The organism is Phenylobacterium sp., assembly GCF_046291545.1.
Taxonomy (GTDB): Bacteria; Pseudomonadota; Alphaproteobacteria; order Caulobacterales; family Caulobacteraceae; genus Phenylobacterium.
The window spans coordinates 117,756-134,370 of sequence record NZ_JBKBSM010000002.1 but is presented as its reverse complement, the minus strand read 5'-3'; the positions used below and the strand labels follow the sequence as shown (position 1 = coordinate 134,370).

Annotated in this window: 6 protein-coding genes and 1 pseudogene; all 7 read right to left on the bottom strand. The window is 73.0% G+C overall.

Annotated elements, in window-relative coordinates:
- Nucleotides 1-5 precede the first annotated feature (5 nt).
- A pseudogene (gene treY / locus ACK4YQ_RS07125) lies at nt 6-1,622 on the bottom strand (malto-oligosyltrehalose synthase); the annotation flags it as partial.
- Complete coding sequence (gene malQ, locus ACK4YQ_RS07120; protein ID WP_409609774.1) at nt 1,619-3,619, bottom strand: 4-alpha-glucanotransferase; 2,001 nt, start codon at nt 3,617-3,619, stop codon at nt 1,619-1,621. The pseudogene treY and the gene malQ, both read right to left, overlap by 4 nt.
- On the bottom strand, nt 3,616-5,364 hold the full coding sequence (treZ, locus tag ACK4YQ_RS07115) for a malto-oligosyltrehalose trehalohydrolase (RefSeq protein WP_409609772.1): 1,749 nt from the start codon (nt 5,362-5,364) through the stop codon (nt 3,616-3,618). The genes malQ and treZ overlap by 4 nt, the downstream gene beginning before the upstream one ends.
- On the bottom strand, nt 5,361-7,484 hold the full coding sequence (glgX, locus tag ACK4YQ_RS07110; RefSeq protein WP_409609770.1) for a glycogen debranching protein GlgX: 2,124 nt from the start codon (nt 7,482-7,484) through the stop codon (nt 5,361-5,363). The genes treZ and glgX overlap by 4 nt, the downstream gene beginning before the upstream one ends.
- Nucleotides 7,481-9,670: a 1,4-alpha-glucan branching protein GlgB gene (gene glgB / locus ACK4YQ_RS07105; protein WP_409609768.1), complete on the bottom strand. Its 2,190-nt coding sequence runs from the start codon at nt 9,668-9,670 to the stop codon at nt 7,481-7,483. Before glgB ends, glgX begins: the two co-directional genes overlap by 4 nt.
- Nucleotides 9,667-12,921, bottom strand: coding sequence for a maltose alpha-D-glucosyltransferase (gene treS, locus ACK4YQ_RS07100; protein WP_409609766.1), 3,255 nt, complete (start codon nt 12,919-12,921; stop codon nt 9,667-9,669). The genes glgB and treS overlap by 4 nt, the downstream gene beginning before the upstream one ends.
- A complete protein-coding gene (locus ACK4YQ_RS07095) occupies nt 12,918-16,115 on the bottom strand; it encodes a maltotransferase domain-containing protein (protein ID WP_409609764.1) in 3,198 nt (1,065 codons plus the stop codon). The genes treS and ACK4YQ_RS07095 overlap by 4 nt, the downstream gene beginning before the upstream one ends.
- Between the last annotated feature and the right edge of the window lie 500 nt (nt 16,116-16,615).

The following is a 16,615-nucleotide window of genomic DNA, read 5'->3' as shown; positions in this document are numbered from 1 at the left end:
ACGTCCTCGCCGCGCTTGTGGTCATGGGTGGCGGTGGCGATCAGGGCCCGCGGCGTCTCGCGTCCCCGGCGGGCGGCGGCGGCGTGGAAGCCGGCGGGCTCCAGGCTGAAGCGGCCGGGGTCGGCGCCCACCTCGTTGCGCGAGAGGAGCCGGCCGTAGCGGTAGAAGGCGGTGTCCTCCACCGACTTGGCCGCCAGCGGGGCGGAGAGCTGCTGGAAGCGCCGGGCCGCCTCGGCCGCCAAGGGGGGATCGCCCGGCCCCGCCCCGGCCAGCCACTCGGCCGCCTGGCGGGCGGCGGCGCCTTCGCCCGGGGCGATCAGCGGGCGCGCCCCCTCCAGCGCAGCGGCCAGGCGGGCGCGGTCGGCCTCGCCCGCCGGCCGGCCCTGCGCATAGGTGCGGTAGGCGGGAAAGGCGGCGAGCAGCGCCGTCAGGGTCCGGGCCAGGGCCGCCTCCGTCAGGTCGCGGGTGGCGAGGTCGCTGCGGGCCAGGCGATGGAAGGCGCGGGCGGCGGCGCCGAGCTGGCCGGCGAAGGCGCGGTCGATCAGCTCCAGCCGGGCGGCCCGCTCCTCGGCGTGGAAGTCGAGGGCGCGCCCGCTCGCCTCGCGCCACAGGGCGGTGAGCGCCGCCGCCCCCGCTGGGTCGTGCAGCAGGGCGCCCACCTCGTCCATGAAGGCGTAGCCGGTGTCGCCGTCGCAGCCCCAGGCCGGGTCCAGGGTCTCGCCGGGCGCCAGGATCTTCTCCACCACCAGCCAGCCGCCGGGGCGGCGCGCGTCGAGCTCGCCCCGCAGCCGGGCGCAGTAGCCGCCGGGGTCGGCCAGGCCGTCGACGTGGTCCACCCGCAGCCCGTCGACCAGCCCCTCGGCGTAGAGCCTCAGCGGCAGGGCGTGGACCGCGTCGAACACCGCCGGGTCCTCGATGCGCAGGGCCGCCAGCTCGGTGATGTCGAAGAACCGCCGCCAGTTGATCTCGTCGCCGGCCGTGCGCCACCAGGCGAGCCGCCAGTGCTGGCGCTCCAGAAGCGCATGCAGCCGCGCCCGGCCCTCGGCGTTCGCCGGGTCGAAGGCCGCCGGCCCCGCGGCCAGCGCCTCGGGCCGGTCCTGCGGGCGGATCGGCAGGCGGTGGTGGCCGTAGGCCCAGGCCGAAAGGTCCTCGGCCCCGCCCTTCAGGACGATGTCGCCGGCCGCCAGCGCCTCGCCGTAGGGCGCGCCGAGGAACGGGGCGGCGACCTTGCCCGCCAGCGCCGGGTCGGGCGGGTCCCAGTCGATGTCGAAGAACCGCGCGTAGGCGCTGGTGCGGCCGTGCTCCAGGACGTCCAGCCACCAGCCGTTGTCCGCTCCGCCCACGCCCATGTGGTTGGGCACGATGTCCAGAAGCAGCCTGAGCCCCTGCCGCCGCAGGGCCTCGGCCAGCCGGACGAAGCCGGCCTCGCCGCCGAGCTCGGGGTTGATCCGCGTCGCGTCGACCACGTCGTAGCCGTGCGCCGAGCCCGACCGCGCCGTGGCGACCGGCGAGGCGTAGACGTGGCTGACCCCGAGCCGGGCCAGGTAGGGCGCGATCGCCGCGGCGTCGTCGAAGGTGAAGCCCACGTGCAGCTGCAGGCGGTAGGTGGCGGCAAAGCTCATGGCCGCCTGCGCGCGTTCATCGCCGCGATCCGCGGGGCGGCCTGGGGCGCGGCGAAGAGGTCCGGGCCGGTCACCGGCAGGCGCCGGCGCCAGTTAGGGTGCTCGTCCATGGTGCCCGGGATGTTCGGCTGCTCGGGCTCGCCCAGCAGGTCCTCGGCCGCCAGCAGGGCCAGCGGCGTCGGCGCGGCGGCGACGAAGCGCACGGCCGCGTCCACCGCCGGCGACGGGTCGGCCGCGGCCGGCGCAGGTCCGGCCGCGCAGCCCTCCTTGGCCATGGCGCGCCACAGGTCGGCGCGCTCGGCCTGGCGCTCGGTCCGCCGTCGGGCGACCTCCTTCGGCGCAGCGCCGATGCGCGCGGCCCAGTCGAGGTCGCGCCCGGTCCACCAGCCGGTCAGGGTCGGCAGGTCGTGGGTGGTGGTCATCGCCACGCTCGCCGGGCGCCAGCCGCTGGAGCGGGTGAAGCCGTCCTCGTCGCGCTCGAACGGCAGCACGCTCAGGCCCAGCAGGCCACGGGCCGCCAGGGCGTCGCGGAAGCCCTCGGGCACGGTGCCCAGGTCCTCGCCGATCACCAGCGCCCGGCGGCGCTGCGACTCCAGCACGGCCAGGCGCATGAGGTCCTCGAATGGGTAGTTGAGGTAGACCCCCTCCAGCGCCTCGGCGCCCGTGGGGATCAGCCACAGCCGGCGCAGGCCCAGGATGTGGTCGATGCGCACGCCGCCAGCGTGGGCCATGGCCGCGCGCAGGGTCGCCAGGAAGCCCTCGAAGCCGGTGCGGCGCAGGGCTTCCGGAGAAAAGGCGGCCAGGCCCCAGTCCTGTCCGCGGGCCTGGAAGTAGTCGGGCGGGGCGCCGACGTGCAGCCCCCGCAGCAGGTCGCGCGGCCGGCTCCAGGCGTGGCTGCCCCCCGGGTCCATCCCCACCGCCAGGTCGGCGATCAGCCCGATGCTCATGCCGCCGGCCCGCGCCCGGGCCTGGGCGGCGTCGAGACCCTGGGCCGCGAGCCATTGGAGGAAGGCGTGGAAGCCGACCTCGCCGGCGTGCTCGCGGGCGAAGGCGGCCACCGCCGGGCCGGCGTGGTCCTGGTAGGCCGCCGGCCAGTCGGGCCAGCCGCGCGCGCCGTTCTGGCGCAGGAAATGGCCGTGCAGCGCCTCGAACCGGGCGTGGCCCTCCAGGTCCTCGCCGCCCGCCGTGCGGAAGGCCTCGAACTCGCCGCGCCGGGGGTGGTCAGCCCCGAACGCCGCAAACGCCGCGCGCAGATCGGCCACGCGGGCGGGCCAGGCCTTGGCCCAGTCGACCAGGGGTTCGGGATGGGGCGAGCGGCGCAGGGGCGTTCCCGTCACCGGCTCGGGGTCGGCGAAGAGGCCGTTCAGGAACAGCCGCGTCGAGGGGCCGTAGGGGCTGTAGCGGGAGGGATCGGCCAGGAACGGGGCGTGGACGGGGCTGATGGCCACCGCGTCGGCGCCGGCCCGGCCCGCGGCTTCGGCGAACTCGGCGGCGGCGGTGAAGTCGCCGAAGGCGCCGCCCCGCCCCGCGCGCAGGGCGTAGAGCTGGACCGACACGCCCCAGCCCGGCCGCGGCGGCCGCCAGGCGCGGGCCGGGGCCACGCAGATCGTGGCCGCAAGGGCGCCGGCTTCGAGGCGATGGTAGCCGGGGCGGCCGACCGGCGGCAGGCGCACGCCCCCGCCCGCAGGTTCAAGGGTCACGTCCTGGCGCGACCCGTCCTCGAAGATCAGGACCGCCCGTCCGGCGGCCTGGGGCCAGGGGATCTCGACGGCCTCGCCCGCGTCGGCGGTGAGGAAGCCGGCCGCATCGTGGCGGCGGCGTTCGGCCAGGGCGCGGCGACTGTCGCGGGCCTGGCGCTCGGTGCCGGCGGGGAGCTCCAGCGTGGCCAGGACGGCCCGCAAGGTCTCGTCCGACACCGTCTGGGGGCGCCCCATGGCGTCCTCCCAGTCGACCAGGAGGCCCGCCTCGGCGGCCAACGCATGAAGGGCGCTCGTCAAGCCGCAGGCTCCAGCCAGGCGACGAAGCTGTCGCCGCCAAGCCGTCCGCCCTCGAGAGCGCCGATCAGGGCCAGCGGGTCGGCGGCCGGACGACCGGCGAGGTCGACCGGCGTCTGCGCCAGGTTGAGGGCCAGCGTCAGGCGCGCCCCATCGCCCATGCGCCAGCGCGCCGCCACCGCGGCGGCGCCGACCGCCTGGGCGCCCTCGGCCTTTGCGCCCGCCAGGCGCGGGACCACCGCGCGCCGCCTCAGGGTCAGCAGGTCGCGGTGATGGGCGGTCCATTCGGCCGCGTCGGGCCCTGGCGCAGGACGCGAGCGCTCGAAGGTCTTGAGCGCGTTCGGATCGGGGATCCGGCTGCGCGCGGCGGGATCGGCGAACTCGGGGAAGCTGGCGAACTCGCGCCGGCGGCCCTCGCGAACCGCCTCGGCCAGCCCGGGCTCATGGTCGGTGAAATAGAGGAAGGGCGAGCGCGAGCCGACCTCCTCGCCCATGAAGATCATCGGGATCGACGGCGATAGGAGGACCAGCGCGGAGGCCGCGCGCAGCGCTTGCGGCCGCGCCAGGACGGCCAGGCGTTCGCCCAGGGCGCGGTTGCCGGTCTGGTCGTGGTTCTGCAGGAAGTCGACGAAGGCCGTGGGGGCGAGGTCGCCGCTGGGCTGGCCGCGCGCCTCGCCGCCGCGATGGGCGGAGCCCTCGCCCTGATAGACGAACCCCTGCGACAGAGCCCGCGCCAGGCGCTCGGCGGGGTGCTCGGCGTAGTCGCCGTAGTAGCCGCCGCGCTCGCCGGTGAGCATCACGTGCATGACGTGGTGGAAGTCGTCGTTCCACTGGGCGTCGTAGCCGCGCCGCAGCCGCTCGGCGTCGTTGGCGTCGTTCTCCAGGACGAGGTGGACCTGCCGGTCGGAGATGGCGGAGCGGACCGCCGCGGCGGTCTCGTCCAGCCAGTCCGGCTCGGAGATCGCGTGGACGGCGTCGAACCTCAAGCCGTCCAGCCGGAACTCGCTCAGCCAGTAGAGCACGTTGTCGGTGAAGAAGCGGCGGACCTGCGGACGGCGGAAGTCGATGGCGACGCCCCAGGGCGTGTCGAGGTCGTCGCGGAAGAACTGCGGCGCATAGAGCCCCAGGAAGTTCCCGTCGGGGCCGAAGTGGTTGTAGACCACGTCGAGCAGGACCATGAGGCCAAGGCCGTGGGCGCGGTCCACCAGCGCCTTGAGCCCGTCCGGACCGCCGTAGGCCTCCGCCGGCGCATAGGGCAGCACGCCGTCGTAGCCCCAGTTCCGCGCACCGGGAAACTGGTTGACCGGCATGAGCTCCACGGCGGTGACACCGAGGTCGGCGAGGCGCGGCAGCTCCCGCGCCACCCCCTCGAAGCCTCCCATCAGGCCGGGATGGAGTTCGTAGACCACGGCCTCCTCCCATGGCCGGCCCGCCCAATCGGCATGGCGCCAGGGATAGGGTTCGGCGCCGGGGGTGAGGCTCCAGCCATGCGGGCCGCCGGTCTGGGCCCGGGCGGCGGGGTCGGGGACCTCGGTCCCCCCGTCGATGCGGTAGCGGTAGCCCGCGGCGGCGCGGGCGGAAGCCTCGCCGACGAACGCGCCCTGCCCTGCCGGCTCCAAGGGACAGGTCCGGCCGTCCTGGAAGACGACCTCCACCCGGGACGCGGCAGGCGCCCAAAGGTGGAAGCGGACCCGGTCGGGCCCCAGGGCCTGGGCGCCGAAGGCCGGCCGAAAGGTGGAAGCGCTCATGGCGAAGGCCTCCCGCCGGCGGGGTCGGCCTCGAGTTCGGCGACGATCAGCACGGCGGCCCGGTCGGCGACCAGCACCCGCCCGTCGGTGGGCCGCTCGCGGATGTGCGGTTCGGCGGTGTCGACCAGAACCCGCCCGTGGGCCACCGGCGGCGGCAGGTTGAACAGCAGGCGGGATTCGGAGGCGTTCAGCAGCAGGCTGACCACCTCCACGCGCCCGTCCTCGCGCCGGTGCGCCCGGCGCATGTTCAGCGCCCGTCCAGCGGCGTTGTCCCAGTCGTCGGGCGAGAGCCTGAGACCGCGCTCGTCGAACCAGTCGACGTCCAGGACGCCGGGGGCGATCTCGGACTGGCCGTAGAGGAACTGGCTGCTGCGCAGGATCGGGTACCGCCGGCGCAGGGCGATCAGGCCGGCGACGTAGTCGGTGAGTTCCCGCCCCGCGGCGGAGCGGGCCAGCTTCCAGTCGAACCAGGAGATCTCGTTGTCCTGGGCGTAGGCGTTGTTGTTGCCGCCCTGCGTGCGCCCGAACTCGTCGCCCCCAAGCAGCATGGGCGTGCCGAGGGAGGCGAAGAGGGTGAGCAGCATCGAGCGGCGGACACGCTCGCGCACGTGCCTGATGCGCGGATCGGCGGTCGGCCCCTCGAAGCCCCAGTTGCGCGAGAAGTTGTGCTGATGGCCGTCGTGGTTGTGCTCGCCGTTGGCTTCGTTGTGCCGCTCCTCATAGGAGACGAGGTCGGCCAGGGTGTAGCCGTCGTGCGAAGTGAGGAAGTTGACGCTGGCCCAGGGGCGGCGCGCGCGCCGGTCGAACAGGTCGCCCGAGCCCGAGAGGCGGGCGGCCAGCTCCGGCCGCTGGGCCTCGTCGCCGCGCCAGTAGCGCCGCACCCCGTCGCGAAAGCGGTCGTTCCATTCGGCGAAACTGGGCGGATGGTGGCCGAGCTGATAGCCGCCGGGGCCGATGTCCCACGGCTCGGAGATCAGCTTCAGCTTCTGCAGCAGCGGGTCCTGGCGCAGGACGTCGAACAGGCTAGCGCCGGGGTCGAACCCGTGGCCGGTGCGCCCGAGCGTGACGCCGAGGTCGAAGCGGAAGCCGTCGACGCCGTAGGAGGTGGCCCAATAGCGCAGGGAGTCGGCGACCATCTGCACCACCCGCGCCTTGGCGAAGTTCAGGGTGTTGCCGGTGCCCGTGTCGTTGATGCAGTGGCGCGGGTTGCTCTCGACCAGACGGTAGTAGGTGGCGTTGTCCAGGCCGCGGAACGACAGGGTGGGCCCAAGCTCGCTGCCTTCGGCCGTGTGGTTGTAGACGACGTCCAGGATCACCTCGATCCCGGCCGCGTGGAGCCGGCGGACCGCCACGCGCAGTTCGTCCTGATCACCCGACGACAGGTATCGGGCCTCGGGCGCGAAGAACGACAGGGTGTTGTAGCCCCAGTAGTTGGTGAGCCCGAGCTCCTGCAGGCGGCGGTCCTGGACGTAGCTGTGGATCGGCAGCAGCTCGACCGCCGTGACCCCAAGCCGGCGCAGATGGTCGATCACCGAGGGGTGGGACAGGGCCGCGAAGGCGCCGCGCTCGGGCGGCGTCACCTCTTCCAGCAGCCGCGTCATGCCGCGGACGTGGCATTCGTAGATCACCGTCTCGGACCACGGCGTATTGGGACGCTGGTCGGCGCTCCAGTCGAAGCTGTTGGCGGTCACCACCGCCTTGGGCATGGCCGGCGCGGAGTCGCGCCGGTCGAAGGACAGGTCGGCCCGGGCCGAGTTCAGCCGATAGCCGAACAGGGCGTCGGTCCAGCGCAGCTGCCCGGCCAGGCGCTTGGCGTAGGGGTCGAGAAGCAGCTTGTTGGGGTTGAACCGCATGCCCTCCTGGGGCGCGTAGCGGCCGTGGGCGCGGAAGCCGTAGAGCAGGCCCGGCCTGGCGTCGGGCAGGTAGCCGTGCCAGACCTCGTCGGTCCATTCGGGCAGGGGATAGCGGGCGATCTCGCGCCGGCCCGTCGCCTCGAACAGGCACAGCTCCATCATCTCCGCATGGGCCGAGAAGACCGCGAAATTGACCCCGAGCCCGTCGAACGTGGCGCCGAGGGGATAGGGGGCGCCCGGCTCAAGCCGGTCTGGAAGCGCACTCACGCAGAAACATCCGGCTTGAGGATCACCGCCCCGAGGGGCGGGATCATGAGATCGAGGGCGCAGGGCTGGCCGCCCCACGGTTGGTAGAGGGCCTGGACCGCCCCGCCGTTTCCGAGGTTGCCGCCGCCGTAGAGTTCGGAATCGGTGTTGAGGAGCTCACGCCACGGGCCGGCGACGGGCGCGCCGAGCCGGTAGGCCTGGCGCGGTTCGGGGGTCAGGTTCAGGGCGACCAGGACGGGGGAGCCGTCGCGGGCCAGGCGCAGGTAGGCGAAGACGCTGTTGGCGGCGTCGTCGCCGACGAGCCAGTGGAAGCCCGCGCCCTCGGCGTCCATTTCGTGCAGGGCCGGCTCGGCGGCGTAGAGTCGGTTCAGGTCGCGCACAAGGCGCTGGACGCCGGCATGCTCGGGCGCCTGCAACAGCCCCCAGGGGATTTCGGCGTCGTGGCTCCACTCGCTCTCCTGGGCCAGTTCGCCGCCCATGAAGAGCAGCTTCTTGCCCGGGTGGCTCCACATGAAGGCCAGGAGCGCGCGAAGGTTGGCGAAGCGGCGCCAGCGGTCGCCCGGCATCTTGTTCAGCAGCGAGCCTTTGCCGTGCACGACCTCGTCGTGGGACAGCGGCAGCACGAAGCGCTCGCTGAAGGCGTAGACCAGGCTGAAGGTCATCTCGCCGTGGTGCCAGCGCCGGTGGATCGGATCGCGGGCGAGATAGTGCAGGGTGTCGTGCATCCACCCCATGTTCCACTTGTAGTGAAAGCCCAGCCCCCCGTCCTGCAGGGGCGCGGTGACGCCGGGCCAGGCGGTGGATTCCTCGGCCAGGGTGACGGCGCCGGGGCAGCGCTCGCGCACCACGCCGTTCAGCCGCTTGAGGAACGCGATGGCCTCCAGGTTCTCGCGCCCGCCATACTTGTTCGGCACCCACTCGCCCGGGTCGCGGCTGTAGTCGCGGTAGAGCATGGAGGCGACCGCGTCGACGCGCAGCCCGTCCACGTGGAAGGTCTCGAGCCAGTAGAGGGCGCTGGCGATCAGGAAGCCTTCCACCTCGCGCCGGCCGAGGTTGTAGATCGCCGTGTTCCAGTCCTGGTGAAATCCCTCCCGCGGGTCGGCGTGCTCATAGAGGGCGGTGCCGTCGAACTGGGCGAGGCCGTGCGCGTCGGTGGGGAAGTGGCCGGGCACCCAGTCCAGGATGACGCCGAGGCCCTGGCGGTGACAGGCGTCGACGAAGCGGGCGAACGCCTCGGGCGCGCCGAAGCGGGCGCTGGGGGCGAACTGCGACAGCGGCTGGTAGCCCCACGAGCCGCCGAACGGATGCTCCATGATCGGCAGGAGCTCGATGTGGGTGAAGCCGAGGTCAGCGGCGTAGGCCGGCAGGCGCCGGGCCATTTCGTCCCAGTCCAGGACCCCGTGCGGCTCGCCTTGGGGCCGCAGCCACGAAGCGGGATGCAGCTCGTAGATGGAGATCGGCGCGTCCGGCGCCTGGCGGGCGGCGCGCAGGCGCATCCATTCCTCGTCGGCCCAGGCGTGCTGGAGCGGGGCGGCGACGATCGAGGCGGTGGCCGGCGGCGCCTCGGTGCGTCGGGCCAGGGGATCGGCCCGTAGCGGCAGGGTGTGGCCGTCGGGACCGACGATCTCGAACTTGTAGCGCTCGCCCGCGCCGAGGCGCGGGACGAACAGTTCCCACACCCCGGTGGGATAGCGAAGGCGCATGGGATGGCGCCGGCCGTCCCAGGCGTTGAAGTCGCCCACCACCGAGACCCGGCGCGCGTTGGGCGCCCAGACCGAGAAGGCGACGCCGGCGACGCCGTCCATCTCCCGCGGCGCCGCGCCCAGCCGCTCGGCGAGGTCCCAATGCGAGCCCTCGGCGAACAGGTGCAGGTCAAGGTCCCCGAGGACGAGGCCGAAGGCGTAGGGGTCCTCCGTCTCCTGGACCGCGCCGGGCCATTCGACGCGGTAGCGGTAGGGGCCGGCCTTCGGCAGGCGCCCGACGAACAGGCCCGGCGCCTCTTCCTGCAGCGCGACCTTCTTGCGCCCCTGGATCGCGGTGACCGCCAGGGCGCCCGGCTGGCAGGTGCGCACCAGCAGCCCCTCCCCGTCCGGATGCGGGCCCAGGAGGGCGAAGGGATCGGTGAGCCGTCCGTCGAGCAGCGCGGCCTTCATCGCCTCGAGCATGTCGCCGCCGAGCGCCGTCATGCCGCGCCCTCGGCGGTCCTGGCGAGCCCAAGCAGGCCGCGCATCGGCACGGCGAGCCAGTCCGGCCGGTTGGCGGCCTCATAGGCCACCTCGTAGGCCGCCTTCTCGATCAGCGAGAGTTCCAGGAGGGGCTCGGAGAGGCGTCCGCCCGCGTCCAGGTAGCCGGTGACGACCGCCTCGGCGGCCAGGACCGGGAACGGCGCCAGGAGGTCGGCCGCAAGCCGGTCGACCTGGGCCTCGGGCGGGGCGGTCTGCAGCGCCTTGGCCGCCGCATAGTCCAGGGACCGCAGCACCCCGGCGAGATCGCGCATGGGACTGGCCTTGGCCCGGCGGGCCGCCAGGGGACGGGCGGGCTCGCCCTCGAAGTCGATGAACATCACGTCGCTCCCGGTGACGAGGATCTGGCCAAGGTGAAGGTCGCCGTGGATGCGGGTGCGCGGGGCGCCTTCGGCGGCGGCGCAAAGGGCCTCCACGCGCCGCTCAAGGGCCTGGCGGGCTTCGATCACGGCCCGGGCGGCCTCGGCCTCCTGGGGATCGGCCCAGTCCTCCCGCCGGCCAAGGGCCGCAAAGGCGGCGTCGAGGCGGGCGGCGATCTCCCGCGCCCAGGCCTCGGCGGCGGCGGCGTCCATCGTCTCGGGCGCAAAGGCCGGGTCGTCCGTCGGCTGGGCCAGGACCGCGTGCAGCTCGGCCAGCCGCTGGCCGAGGCCCTGGGCGAAGTTGAGGTAGGCCTCCAGGTCGAGGCCCTGGCCGCCGTTGTCGCGGCTGAGCGCGTCGTCCAGGCGCAGGTGCAGGTGGTCCAGCGTCCAGGCCCAGCCGTCGCCCTGGTTGTAGGCGAAGCCCTGGGCGATCATCAGGGTTTCGGGCGGGCCGTCGCGGCGCTCGCGGCGCACCTCGCCCATCAGCGGCGGAATGTTGGCGAAGCCGCGCTCGGTGAGGACGCGGGTCATCTCGGCCTCGGGATGGACGCCCGGCGTCACGCGGCGCAGCAGCTTGAGGACCACCGCCCCGCCGAGGCGCACCGAGCTGTTGCTCTGCTCGACCGCCAGCCACTCCACCTCCTCGCCCAGTTCGGCGGGCCAGTAGGCGGTGGCATCGAACACCACCTGGTCCTCGCCCCAGGCCACCCGCGCCTTGACGGCCAGGCCCCGGACCAGGCTGGCCAGGAAGGCCGGGGTGGAGAGCGCGTCCGTCAGCAGGCCGACCCGCGCGCCGCGGCGCACCCGCGCCAGGGCCAGGGCGACGCTGTAGGGCGGCGAGACCTCGTCCTCCCAGGCCACGCCCACCGGCAGCAGATAGTGCTGGGTCTCGCCGTCGACGCGGACCTCGAGCTCGGCGATGAACTGGTCCTCGCCGTCGGGCGCAGGCAGGACGCCCACCAGGGAGACCGCCTCGATGGGACCGAGCTTGCCCTGGAACCAGCGGCGGGCGGCCAGGTAGCCGGGCAGCACCTCCCGCTCCAGCATGGTGCGGTGCGGGGCTTCGGCCAGGCTCGCCAGGTCGCCGCGCAGGACGAAGGTGTGCAGTTCGGGGCCCACCGCCGAGGAGGTGCTCCAGGCCGGGCCCTCGGCATGTTCGCACAGCTCGAACCAGTAGAAGCCGTAGGGCGGCAGGGTGAGCAGATAGGTCAGGTGCCCGATCTGCGGGAAGGCGGTGCGGGCGGTCATCTCCACCGGCACCCGGCCGGTGAATTCAGCGAGTTCCAGTTCCACCGCCTGGGCCGAGCGCGAGACGTTGGCCACCGCCAGGATGGTGCGGCCCTCGTATTCGCGCAGGTAGGCGAGAATCTTGCGGTTGTGGGGACGCAGGAAGCGCAGGGCGCCGCGGCCGAATGCCTGGTGCTGGCTGCGCACGGCCAGCATGCGGCGCAGCCAGTTGAGCAGCGAATGGGGGTCGCGCAGCTGGGCTTCGACGTTCACCGCCTGGAAGCCGTAGAGCGGGTCCATCAGGGTGGGCAGGGTCAGCTCGGCCGGGTCGGCGCGGGAAAAGCCGCCGTTGCGGTCGGGCGACCACTGCATCGGCGTGCGCACCCCGTCCCGGTCGCCCAGGTGGATGTTGTCGCCCATGCCGATCTCGTCGCCGTAGTAGATGATCGGCGTGCCGGGCATGGAGAGCAGCAGGCTGTGCATCAGCTCGATGCGGCGGCGGTCGCGCTCCATCAGCGGGGCCAGGCGGCGGCGGATGCCGAGGTTGATGCGCGCCCTGTGGTCGGCGGCGTAGACGCTCCAGAGGTAGTCGCGCTCCTTGTTGGTGACCATTTCGAGCGTCAGCTCGTCGTGGTTGCGCAGGAAGACGGCCCACTGGCAGTTGCCCGGGATCTCCGGGGTCTGGCGCATGATGTCGGTGATCGGGAACCGGTCTTCCTGGGCGATGGCCATGTACATCCGGGGCATCAGCGGGAAGTGGAACGCCATCTGGCATTCGTCGCCCTCGCCGAAGTACTGCTGGGTGTCCTCCGGCCACTGGTTGGCCTCGGCCAGGAGCATGCGGTTGCGGAAGTTGGCGTCGAGCTCGGCGCGGATCCGCTTCAGGACGTCATGGGTCTCGGGCAGGTTCTCGTTGTTCGTCCCCTCGCGCTCGACGAGGTAAGGGATGGCGTCCAGGCGCATCCCGTCGATCCCCATCTCCATCCAGAAGCGCATGATGGAGAGGATCTCCTCCAGCACTTTGGGATTGTCGTAGTTGAGGTCCGGCTGGTGGGAATAGAAGCGGTGCCAGAAGTAGGCGCCGGCCACCGGGTCCCAGGTCCAGTTCGAGGTCTCGGTGTCGCAGAAGATGATCCGCGTGCCGGCGTATTTCGCGTCGTTGTCGGACCAGACGTAGAGCTCCCGCTCCGGCGAGCCGGGCGGGGCGCGGCGCGCGGCCTGGAACCAGGCGTGCTGGTCGGAGGTGTGGTTGATGACAAGCTCGGTGATCACCCGCAGGCCGCGCTGGTGAGCCGCCTCGATCAGCCGGCGCAGGTCGTCGATGTCGCCGTAGTCGGGATGGACGCCGCGGTAGTCGGCGATGTCGTAGCCGTCGTCGCGCCGCGGCGAGGGATAGAAGGGCAGAAGCCAGATGGCGGTGACGCCGAGGGCGGCGATGTAGTCGAGTTTCGCTTCCAGCCCCGGCAGGTCGCCGACCCCGTCGTCATTGGAGTCGAAGAACGACTTCACGTGGAGCTGGTAGATGACCGCGTCCTTGTACCAGAGCGGATCGTCGCGCAGCTCGGGCCCGGCGAAGCTGGCGGCCATGGCGCCGTCGGCCGGGCTCACGACCACGCCTCCTCAAGCGGCTGGACGCGCCAGATCGCGTAGGGCCGCTCGGGCGTCAGGCGGACCTGCTGGCGCTTGCCGCGCCAGACGAAGCCGCGCTCGCCGACCAAGTCGTCGACGGCGAAGGCCCCCTCGTCGGGCAGGCCGAACTCCCAGAGCGGAATCTCGATGTCGGCGTCCTGGGCGTTGTGCGGGTCCAGGCTGACGGCGACGAGCACCATCTCGCGGCCGGAGGGATCGCGCTTGCCGTAGTAGAGAACCTGGTCGTTGAAGGCCGGGTAGAAGACGACGCCCAGGTGCGTCTGCAGCGCCGGATGCCCCCGGCGGATGCGGTTGAGCTGGGCGATCTCGTCGACGATGTCGCCGGGCTGGCGCCAGGCCCTGGGCTTGATCTCGTACTTTTCGGAGTCGCGGTACTCCTCCTTGCCCGGCACGGGCTCGGACTCCAGGAGCTCGAAGCCGGAGTACACGCCGAACAGGCCCGAGAGGGTGGCCGCCAGCGCCGCGCGGATCAGGAAGCCGCCGCGGCCGGAGGTCTGCAGGAAGTAGGGGTTGATGTCCGGCGTGTTGACGAAGAAGTGCGGCCGGTAGAACTCCTTCACCGGGGTGGTCGTCAGCTCGACGAGGTAGTCGGTCAGCTCGGCCTTGGTGTGGCGCCAGGTGAAGTAGGTGTAGGACTGTGAAAAGCCCACCTTGGCCAGGCGGTACATCATGGCCGGCCGGGTGAAGGCCTCCGACAGGAAGATGACGTCGGGCCAGACCGAGCGGATGTCGCCGATCAGCCACTCCCAGAACGGCAGCGGCTTGGTGTGGGGATTGTCGACGCGGAAGGTGCGCACCCCCGCCTCGCACCAGAAGGCGACCACGTCGCGCAGCGCCATCCACAGGCCGGGGATCGCCTCGTCCTTGTAGAAATCGACGTTGACGATGTCCTGGTACTTCTTGGGCGGGTTCTCGGCGTACTTGAGCGAGCCGTCCGGCCGCCAGTCGAACCAGCCGGGATGGTCCTTCAGCCACGGATGGTCCGGCGAGCACTGGATGGCGAAGTCCAGGGCGATCTCCAGCCCATGCTCGCGGGCCGCCCCGACGAGGCGCAGGAAATCCTCCAGCGTGCCCAGCTCCGGATGGATGGCGTCGTGGCCGCCCTCTGCAGCGCCGATGGCGTAGGGACTGCCGGGGTCGCCCGCCTCGGCGGCGAGGGCGTTGTCGCGGCCCTTGCGGTTGGTGTTCCCGATCGGGTGGATCGGCGGGAAGTAGAGGGTGTCGAACCCCATCTCCCGCACGTCCGGCAGGCGGGCGATGACGTCGTCGAAGGTCCCGTGCCGCTCGGGGCTGTCGCTCATCGAGCGGGGGAAGAGCTCGTACCAGCTCGAGTAGCGGGCCGCGAGGCGCTCGGCGTCCAGCGGCTGGGGCGGATCGAGCCTGACCAGGAACGGCCGGTCGTCGGCCTGGCGCATCAGGTCCCGCAGCGCATCGCCCAGCAGCACCTCGGCGCGGGCGTCGTCGTCGCCGGCGGCGTCATAGGCCTGAAGCTCGGCCTCCAGGGCGGCGGCAAGGTCGCCGCCGCTGCGCCGGGCGGCCGCCTCGATGAGGGCGCGGCCCTCCATGAAGTCGACCGCCTGGGCGACGCCCGCGCCAAGCTTCTTGCCCAGGTCCCGGCGCAGGCCGCCGAAGCGGTCAAGCCAGCCGCGGATCGTGAAGACGTGCCGGCCGAGGCGGTCGGGCGTGAATTCGCCGCGCCAGCGGTCGTTGCCGAGTTCGACCATGGGCGACCAGCGCCACTCGGACTCGTCGGCGGCGCGCCAGCCCAGTTCGGCGCCGAGCTGCTCGTGGCCGTCGGCGAAGAGGTCGGCCTCGACCCGCACCCGCTCCCCGACGATCCGCTTCACCGGGAAGGCGCCGCCGTCCACCGAGGGGGTGATGCGCTCCAGCACCAGGCGCGGCGCCCTGGCGGCCGCGCGGGCGAGGTGGCGGCCGCGCTTGCGGGCCGAGGCGATGGGGGCCGCGCGACGGGCGGCCAGCACCCGCACCTCGCCGGGGGCGAGCTCGGCGAAGGGGCCGTCCCCGCCGCCGAGGTTCTCGAAGCCTGCCAGCTGCGCCCCCGCACCGGGCAAGAACTCGGCCGGGTCCACGCCCGCGGGGCGGTCGAGCCGAGGATTGACGAGGACCAGCAGCGCATCGTCGGTGGTTCGCGCGTCGGGCGCGCGGGGACGCAGAAGCACGCTGGCCTCGGCCGCGGTGGACGTGAGCAGCCGCAGCGCTCCGCGATAGCCTGCGACCTTCGCCTGGAGCGCGTTCGCGCGGCGCACCGCCTCGTCGTCGCAGGCTGCGTCGGCCGGCGCGAGCAGCCCCGAGCCGAGGGCCGCCGCCAGCAGCAGGTGGCGCTCGCACGCCAGGCCGATCTCGTGCGCCGGCCCCGAGAGGCGTTCGGCGGTCCTTGGCCCGCCGGGCGGTTCGACCGCGGCGATCGGCGGCGCGACGGCGCGCAGCACGGCGTCCTCTTCGGCGAGCCAGCGGGCGCGCAGGTCCCACCACGGCAGGGACGACAGGGTGAAGTCGAACCCCGCCTGCGCCAGGGCGGCGACGGTGGGATGGGCCAGGCCGGGGGTGTCGGCGATCGCCAGGAACCCGGGCGCCTGGACCCGCACCGTCTGGAGAAGGTCGCGCCAGAACGCGGCCGGCGCCTCGCCCGGGCACAGGATGCGCACGCCGGCCAACCCCTGCCCGGCCCAGGCCGAGAGCCGCGGCGCGAACCATTCGGCGACGACGCGGGCGCTTTGCGGATCGCGCAGGCGCGGATAGGCCAGGCCCTGCGCCTCGCCAGGCTGCCGCGGATCGACGGTCGCCTCGTCGGAGGGCGCGCGCCAGTAGGCGAAGGCCTCCGGCGCCGACGCCAGCAGCGGATGGCCGACGCCGAAGCGGCGAAGGTCCAGGTCCATCAGAAGCCGCAGACCGGCGCCGCGGAGGGCCGCGGCCCGCTGGGCGAGGAAGGTTTCGGCGGAGCCGCCGCCAAGCTCGATCGCGGCGGCGTCATGGTCAGCCACGCCGCCAGGACCGGCGCCCACGCCGGCGGGAAACGGCGCGGCGATCATCACGTGATCAAAGCCCAGAGCCGCCGCGCGCGCGGCGTTCGCCTCGACCTCGGCGCCTCCGAACGCCGAGCGCGACCAATACTGAATGCGTGGAACCGCCACGTGCGACCGCCTCCTTTGGGCGCCGCACCTGGCGACGGGCCCCTCGGGACCGGAAACTCGCGCGGTCGATGTCTGTTCCGCTCAAGCGCAGTCGCTTCGCCCTTGGGGCGCCGGAATGTGAGCGAAGAAAAAAGTGGCTGCGGGCCGGCCTGTTCGCGATCCGCCGCCCTGGCCCCCGACCGACCCAGGACGCGCTGGCGATCTGAAACCGGGTCGTCGGCCAGATCTGGATCGCAGGTCGCCGACTAGAGAGTCTGGCGCGCCGGCTCTGCCAAATGGCCCAGGGACCACCGCAGCATCGTAAGGACGGTATGCTCAAGCTCACCGGATTCGCAACGATGATCGGGATTTGAACGGCGCGCCAAATCGACGCTGCGGTCCAGGCGCCACACCCCCGGCCTGTCACCCAAACCCCACACCTGAACGCGCAACATGCCTAAGCCCGCGTTCACCAGGAACCTTGGCCGCGCCCGCGGCGTAGCCGTTGGGCGGACGCGCTC